At 30.5% G+C, this 6,599-nt stretch carries 8 protein-coding genes; 6 read left to right on the plus strand and 2 right to left on the minus strand.

Annotation, left to right across the window (positions count from 1 at the left end):
- Nucleotides 1-13: 13 nt before the first annotated feature.
- Nucleotides 14-1,072 (minus strand): branched-chain amino acid aminotransferase, encoded by a 1,059-nt coding sequence (locus tag ACFDSN_RS06050; RefSeq protein WP_375238943.1) that lies wholly within the window; start codon nucleotides 1,070-1,072, stop codon nucleotides 14-16.
- Nucleotides 1,073-1,185: 113 nt separating this feature from the next.
- On the opposite strand from ACFDSN_RS06050, the gene ACFDSN_RS06055 reads away from it, so the two are divergent.
- The 3 genes from ACFDSN_RS06055 (at nucleotide 1,186) to ACFDSN_RS06065 (ending at nucleotide 3,302) form a co-directional block, all read left to right on the plus strand.
- On the plus strand, nucleotides 1,186-1,641 hold the full coding sequence (locus ACFDSN_RS06055) for a DUF4920 domain-containing protein (RefSeq protein ID WP_375238944.1): 456 nt from the start codon (nucleotides 1,186-1,188) through the stop codon (nucleotides 1,639-1,641).
- On the plus strand, nucleotides 1,641-2,321 hold the full coding sequence (gene mnmD / locus ACFDSN_RS06060) for a tRNA (5-methylaminomethyl-2-thiouridine)(34)-methyltransferase MnmD (RefSeq protein ID WP_375238945.1): 681 nt from the start codon (nucleotides 1,641-1,643) through the stop codon (nucleotides 2,319-2,321). Before ACFDSN_RS06055 ends, mnmD begins: the two co-directional genes overlap by 1 nt.
- Before the next feature lie 72 nt (nucleotides 2,322-2,393).
- Complete coding sequence (locus tag ACFDSN_RS06065; protein ID WP_375238946.1) at nucleotides 2,394-3,302, plus strand: TIGR01777 family oxidoreductase; 909 nt, start codon at nucleotides 2,394-2,396, stop codon at nucleotides 3,300-3,302.
- A gap of 69 nt (nucleotides 3,303-3,371) precedes the next feature.
- On the opposite strand, the gene ACFDSN_RS06070 is transcribed toward ACFDSN_RS06065, so the two are convergent.
- Nucleotides 3,372-4,016, minus strand: coding sequence for a YceI family protein (locus ACFDSN_RS06070; protein ID WP_375238947.1), 645 nt, complete (start codon nucleotides 4,014-4,016; stop codon nucleotides 3,372-3,374).
- 158 nt (nucleotides 4,017-4,174) lie between these two features.
- Here ACFDSN_RS06070 and ACFDSN_RS06075 point away from each other — a divergent pair, with 158 nt between their 5' ends.
- From ACFDSN_RS06075 to ACFDSN_RS06085, 3 genes are all read left to right on the plus strand, one after another.
- Nucleotides 4,175-4,735: a nucleotide exchange factor GrpE gene (locus ACFDSN_RS06075; RefSeq protein WP_375238948.1), complete on the plus strand. Its 561-nt coding sequence runs from the start codon at nucleotides 4,175-4,177 to the stop codon at nucleotides 4,733-4,735.
- 23 nt (nucleotides 4,736-4,758) lie between these two features.
- Nucleotides 4,759-5,868, plus strand: a complete 1,110-nt coding sequence (gene dnaJ, locus ACFDSN_RS06080; protein ID WP_375238949.1) for a molecular chaperone DnaJ — start codon at nucleotides 4,759-4,761, stop codon at nucleotides 5,866-5,868.
- 261 nt (nucleotides 5,869-6,129) lie between these two features.
- On the plus strand, nucleotides 6,130-6,599 hold a 470-nt coding region (locus ACFDSN_RS06085), incomplete at its 3' end, for an ABC transporter ATP-binding protein (protein ID WP_375238950.1).

The following is a 6,599-nucleotide window of genomic DNA, read 5'->3' on the forward strand; positions in this document are numbered from 1 at the left end:
TTTTAAGTTTTAATTATTTTGAGACCTTATGTCTCCAATTGTGTTTGTCCTCGGTAATGTTATACTGAATATCGTTTAGTGTTTTCTTGAAGAAAGTAGCATAGCTATCTTTCATTACAGGCAATTCGTGTTTAAAGTCCGAATGTTTAAATCCTAAAATTGGATTAATAACAGCAGCAGTTCCAGAACCAAAAATTTCTTTTAAACTTCCGTTTTTTGCTGCTTCTTTAATTTCTGCAACAGAGACACGTCTCACTTCAACATCTATATTATTGTCTTTAGCTAACTGAATTAGACATTTACGTGTAATTCCATCTAAAATTCTATCGTTAGTTGGAGCAGTTACAAGTTTATCATTAATTCTAAAGAAAACATTCATAGTTCCTGCTTCTTCTAAATATTCGTGAGATTTAGCATCGGTCCAAATAATTTGTTGGTAACCTTCTTTATGAGCTAAGCTTGTTGGGTAAAACTGAGCAGCATAATTTCCAGCAGCTTTTGCAAAACCAACGCCACCATCGGCAGAACGACTGTAATCTTCAGCAATAATAACTCTAACTTCTCCAGCATAATAAGAACGTGCAGGAGAGCAAATAATCATAAATTTATATTCTTCTGAAGGCGAAGCAGAAATGGCACCTTGAGTAGCAATAACAAAAGGTCTAATATATAAAGAGTTTCCAGCGCCTTTTTTAATCCATTCTTTTTCTAATAATAATAATTCCTCTAAGCCTTCAAAAAAGAATTCTTTAGGGAATTCTGGCATAGCTAATCTATGTGCAGATTTGTTAATTCGTTCAAAGTTGTCTTCAGGTCTAAATAAGAAAATTGCATCATTTTCGTCTTTGAAAGCTTTCATACCTTCAAAAACAGCTTGACCATAATGAAAAACTCTAGCAGAAGGATCTAAAGTTAAAGGTTCATATTTAGAAATAGTAGGATTTTGCCATTTACCATCTTTAAAATCACAGCTAAACATATGATCGGAAAATACGGTACCAAATGGTAAATCGTTAAAATTAACAGTGTCAATTTTAGATTGGTTAACTGGTACTATATTTAATTTACTCATAATTTAATTTACTTGTTTTTTTAATCTTTTGCAAAAATACAATTTTTGAAATGCGAAAACCTTAATATTTTAATAAAAAACAGTAAATTTACCATTAAATAAAACTTATAATTATGAAATATGCAGTTGTAGTGTTTTTAGCACTGTTTTTAGGTTGTAAAAACGAAACATATAAATCTTTTGGAGAGAAAATTATATCAGATGATGCTATTGAGGTTTCTTCTATGTTGTCTCATTATAAAGTCTTAAAAGAAGGAGATACTTTAGATACTAAAATAACAGCAAAAGTTTTAGATGTTTGTCAATCAAAAGGTTGTTGGATGGTTTTAGATTTAGGAGAAGATCAAACTGCTAGAGTAAAATTTAAAGACTATGGTTTCTTTATGCCTAAAGATATTAAAGGGAAAGAAGTTGTTGTAAATGGAAAAGCTTTTGTAAATGTTATGCCTGTAGATGAATTAAGACATTATGCAGAAGATGCTGGTAAGACTAAAGAAGAAATTGCTGCAATTGTAGATACAGAAAAGACGTATTCGTTACTTGCAGATGGCGTTTTATTAAAACAGTAATGGTTATAAATCCCAAAATTGTTGTAACAGATGATGGATCCAATACATTAGTTCATCCAACAATTGGGGCTCATTATCATTCAACATTTGGCGCAAAGCAAGAATCCGATTTTATATTTATACAAGAAGGCATAGATTTCTATGTTAAAAAGTTAGATGTAAAATCGGTTTCTATTTTAGAAATGGGTTTTGGTTCAGGTCTAAATGCATACAATACTTTATTATATGGCTTAGAGCATAATATTTCGATTAACTATTGTGGTATTGAAAAATACCCAATTGATGTTAAGTTGATTTCTGAACTAGATTACCCTAAAATTTTAAATTCTGAAAATACTGCCAATTTGTTTCAAAATATGCACACTTCTAAATGGGAAGAATATTCTGAAATATCAAAAGAATTTCAACTAAAAAAAATAAATAAGTCATTAGGAAATATAGATTTAGAAGAAAAATTTGATATTATTTATTTTGATGCTTTTGGACCAAAAGATCAACCTGAATTATGGTCTGTATCTGTATTCGAAAAAATGTTTAGTCTTTTAAATACTAACGGAATTTTAGTTACATATTGTTCTAAAGGAATTGTAAAAAATGCTTTAAGAGCAGTTGGTTTTGATTTGCAACGTTTAGCTGGTCCACCAAGTAAAAGACACATTTTAAGAGCTACAAAACTTTAAACAAAATTGTTAAACCTAACTTAATATAAGACTTTAAACTGATTTATGATTGTATTTTTATAATAAAAAAATATGATAAAAGTCTTAATAACTGGCGCCACAGGATTAGTTGGAAAAGAAATTGTTAAGCAATGCTTTGAACAAAAATATTCTGTACATTATTTAACGACTTCAAAAGCTAAGATAGTTTCTAAAAAAAACTATCAGGGATTTTATTGGAATCCTTCTAAAAATGAAATTGATATAAGTTGTTTAGAAGGTGTAACTACTATTATTCATTTAGCAGGAGCAAGTATTGCGCAACGTTGGACGGATAAGAATAAAATTAATATCCTAAAAAGTAGAGTAGAGTCTGCTTCTATATTATTTAATCTTTTGAAAAACCAATCACATCAGGTTGAGCAATTTATTTCTGCAAGTGCTATTGGAATTTATCCGCATTCTTTAATAAATTTCTATTCAGAAAATACTAAAGAAAAAAGTACTTCTTTTTTAGGGCAAGTAGTTTCGGAATGGGAAAAATCAGCTAATCAATTTACTAAATTAGATATAAAAGTGTCTAAGGTTAGAGTAGGTTTGGTTTTAGATGTAGAAGAAGGTGCATTACCAAAAATAGTTAATCCTATTAAATTTGGTTTAGGTTCAGCTTTTGGTAGTGGGAAACAATGGCAATCTTGGATTCACAAAACAGATGTGGCGGGAATCTTTATGTATATTCTTAATAATAGATTAAAAGGTGTTTTTAATGCAGTTGCACCAAACCCTATAACAAATAAAGAGTTAACAAAACAATTAGCTAAGCTTTTAAAAAGATCTTTGTTTTTGCCAAATATACCAAAATTCGTGATGAAATTAATTTTGGGAGAAATGCACATTTTGCTATTTGAAAGTCAGCGCGTGAATTCTAAAAAGATTGAAGATTTAGGTTATCAGTTTAAATACTATTGTATTAAACCTGCGTTAGAAAACCTGTTAAAATAAGAACAATCTAAAATTTAAAAAAAGCCCAACTTATTATTTAAGTTGGGCTTTTTTACAAAAAAATGGTAGTTAGGCTTTATTAGCTGTTACATTAATTTTTAATTCTACATCATCTTTAATTAAGTAGTCGCCTAATTTAGCGGCATCCATAATTTTTCCTGAGTTATGACTAATGTTCCATTCAGTTCTGTCAATTGTAAATGTATCACTTGTAATGGTTACAGTATTGTTGCTAACAACAACTTTAACGTCAAAGGATATGTTTTTTGTTATCTCTTTTAAAGTTAAGTTTCCGCTTATTCTAGAACCTTCAACTTTGGTTATTTCAAACTTGGCAGTTGGGAATTTTACAACATCAAAAAAGTCTTCATTTAACAAGTGGTTAACTAAATTACTATTTCCTTCAGATTCTTCAGGTATGTCGGTGCATTTTAGGGATCCAATATTAAAATTGAAATTCCCGTCAACCAAAGTATTATCTTTAATATTTACTGTTCCTCCAGCTACGTTAAATGTGCCTTCGTGTCCACCAATTATTTTATTTGCTTTCCAGACTAATAAAGAGTTGTCATCAACTTTGTAGCTTTCTGTTTGATTTGTGCTATTAATAATTTCAGCTTCAGTTATTTCGCTAGTTTTGGTGTCATTTTTACATGATGTAACAACTAATCCTAAAGCTATAATTGTAAACCCTTTTAATATCGTTTTTTTCATATTATATTTAAATTATTCAGTTAATTGTAAAACTACTGATTTAATATTCTGTTTTTCTAAAAATAAACTTAATGTTTTGCGTGACATTTTGACATTTTAATAATAATGGCAGTACTTTTGCCAATTCGTAATCAATAGTATTTAATCATAAATTAGTGATGAGTCAAGATAAAGAAGAAAATAACGTAGTAGAAGAGCAAGTTAATACAGCTCAAAATGAAGCGGAAACAATAGAAACAGAAGCTGTAGAAGAAGAAATAGAATTGTCTGTTGAAGAAAAACTACAAGCAGAAGTTGATCAAGAAAAAGATAAATTCTTGCGATTATTTGCAGAGTTTGAGAATTATAAAAAGCGTACATCTAAAGAGCGTATAGAGTTATTTAAAACAGCAAGTCAAGACGTAATGGTATCTATGTTACCGGTTTTAGACGATTTTGAGCGTGCTTTAACTCATATTGAAGATGACAAAGAAGCTGAAGAATTAAGAAAAGGCGTGGTGTTAATTTATCAAAAATTACTTAAAGCTTTAGAGCAAAAAGGATTGTTAGCTATAGATGTTAGAGCTGGAGATACTTTTAATGCGGATAATCATGAGGCAATTACACAAATTCCTGCGCCAACAGATGACATGAAAGGTAAAGTTATTGATGTTATTGAAAAAGGATATAAGTTGGGAGATAAAGTTATTCGATTTCCTAAGGTTGTAATCGGTCAATAAACAGACACTAATATTTATATAAAATGAAAAAAGATTATTACGAGGTATTAGGTCTTCAAAAAAATGCAACTGCAGCAGAGATTAAAAAAGGTTATCGTAAGAAAGCCATAGAATTTCATCCGGATAAAAATCCAGATGACACATCTGCAGAAGAAAAATTTAAAGAAGCAGCTGAAGCTTATGAGATATTAAGCGATGACAACAAAAAAGCACGTTACGACCAATATGGACATCAAGCATTCGAAGGTGGACAAGGTGGTGGTTTTGGTGGCGGTGGAATGAATATGGATGACATATTTAGTCAGTTTGGCGATATTTTTGGCGGCGGTGGTTTTTCTGGATTTGGTGGCGGACAACGTCAACGAACAGTTAAAGGAAGTAATCTTAGAATTCGTGTTACGCTTACTTTAGAAGAAATTGCTAATGGTGTAGAAAAGAAGTTAAAAGTTAAGCGTAAAGTTCAAGCAAGCGGAACAACTTATAAAACTTGTTCAACTTGTAATGGAGCAGGACAAGTTACTAAAATAACAAATACTATTTTAGGACGCATGCAAACCGCAGCAGCTTGCCATACGTGTCAAGGCTCTGGACAAACTATAGATAAGAAGCCATCAAATGCTGATGCACAAGGTTTAATTGCAGAAGAAGAAACAGTTGCAGTAAAAATACCAGCAGGAGTTGTAGATGGTATGCAATTAAAGGTGTCTGGAAAAGGTAATGCTGCTCCAGGAAATGGTATTTCAGGAGATTTATTAGTTGTTATTCAAGAAGAAGATCATCCTAAGTTACAACGAGAAGGCGATAATTTACATTATGACTTATATGTAAGTTTACCTGATGCAATTTTGGGCGCTTCTCAAGATATAGAAACGGTTACAGGAAAAGTTAGAATTAAGATAGAACCAGGTATGCAGTCTGGTAAAATTTTACGTTTACGAGGAAAAGGAATTCCAAGCATTAATGGTTACGGAAAAGGAGATTTGTTAGTTCATGTTAATGTGTGGACTCCAAAAACCTTAAACAAAGAACAAAAGCACTTTTTTGAATCTATGAGAGAAGATGAGCATTTTTCTCCTAAACCCGAAGGTTCAGATAAATCATTTTTCGAAAAAGTAAAAGATATGTTTGCATAATCGGTTAAATAACTAAAATCATTCGGTTTTTGTTTAACATTTTACACTTATTGTATTTTTAGTTTACAAAAAAATGGTATATTTGATATATCATTAGTTTATTCTAATGGTAATTTTTCTTTTTCATAGCAATTTTTTCCCATCCTTAATTTATTTTAAGGGTGGGTTTTGTTTTTTTTTATAGTACTTTATTAAAATAATACTAAACCTTTCGGTATTGCTCTTTATAACTTTATATTTACCATATAATTTCAAGATTAAATGAGTAAATTACTTCAGGTAAATCAAGTTTCTAAAAGTTTTGGAGATTATGTAGCGTTAAACAAAGTTTCTTTAGAAATAGAAAAAGGTCAGATATTTGGTCTTTTAGGCCCTAATGGAGCAGGTAAAACTACATTAATAAGAATAATTAATCAGATCACCGTAGCAGACTCTGGGGCTGTTTTGTTAGATGGAGAATCCCTAGCGCCTTATCATATTCAAAATATAGGTTATTTACCAGAAGAACGTGGTTTGTATAAATCTATGAAAGTTGGAGAGCAAGTACTTTATCTCGCTCAATTAAAAGGTTTAAGTAAAACCGAAGCAAAAAAACGTTTAAAAATATGGTTTGAGCGCTTAGAGATAGGCGATTGGTGGGATAAGAAAATTCAAGAGCTTTCTAAAGGAATGGCACAAAAAATACAGTTTATAATTACTGTATTACATAAACCTAAACTACTAATATTTGA

The sequence above is a fragment of the Aurantibacter sp. genome, assembly GCF_042094015.1.
Lineage (GTDB): Bacteria > Bacteroidota > Bacteroidia > Flavobacteriales > Flavobacteriaceae > Aurantibacter.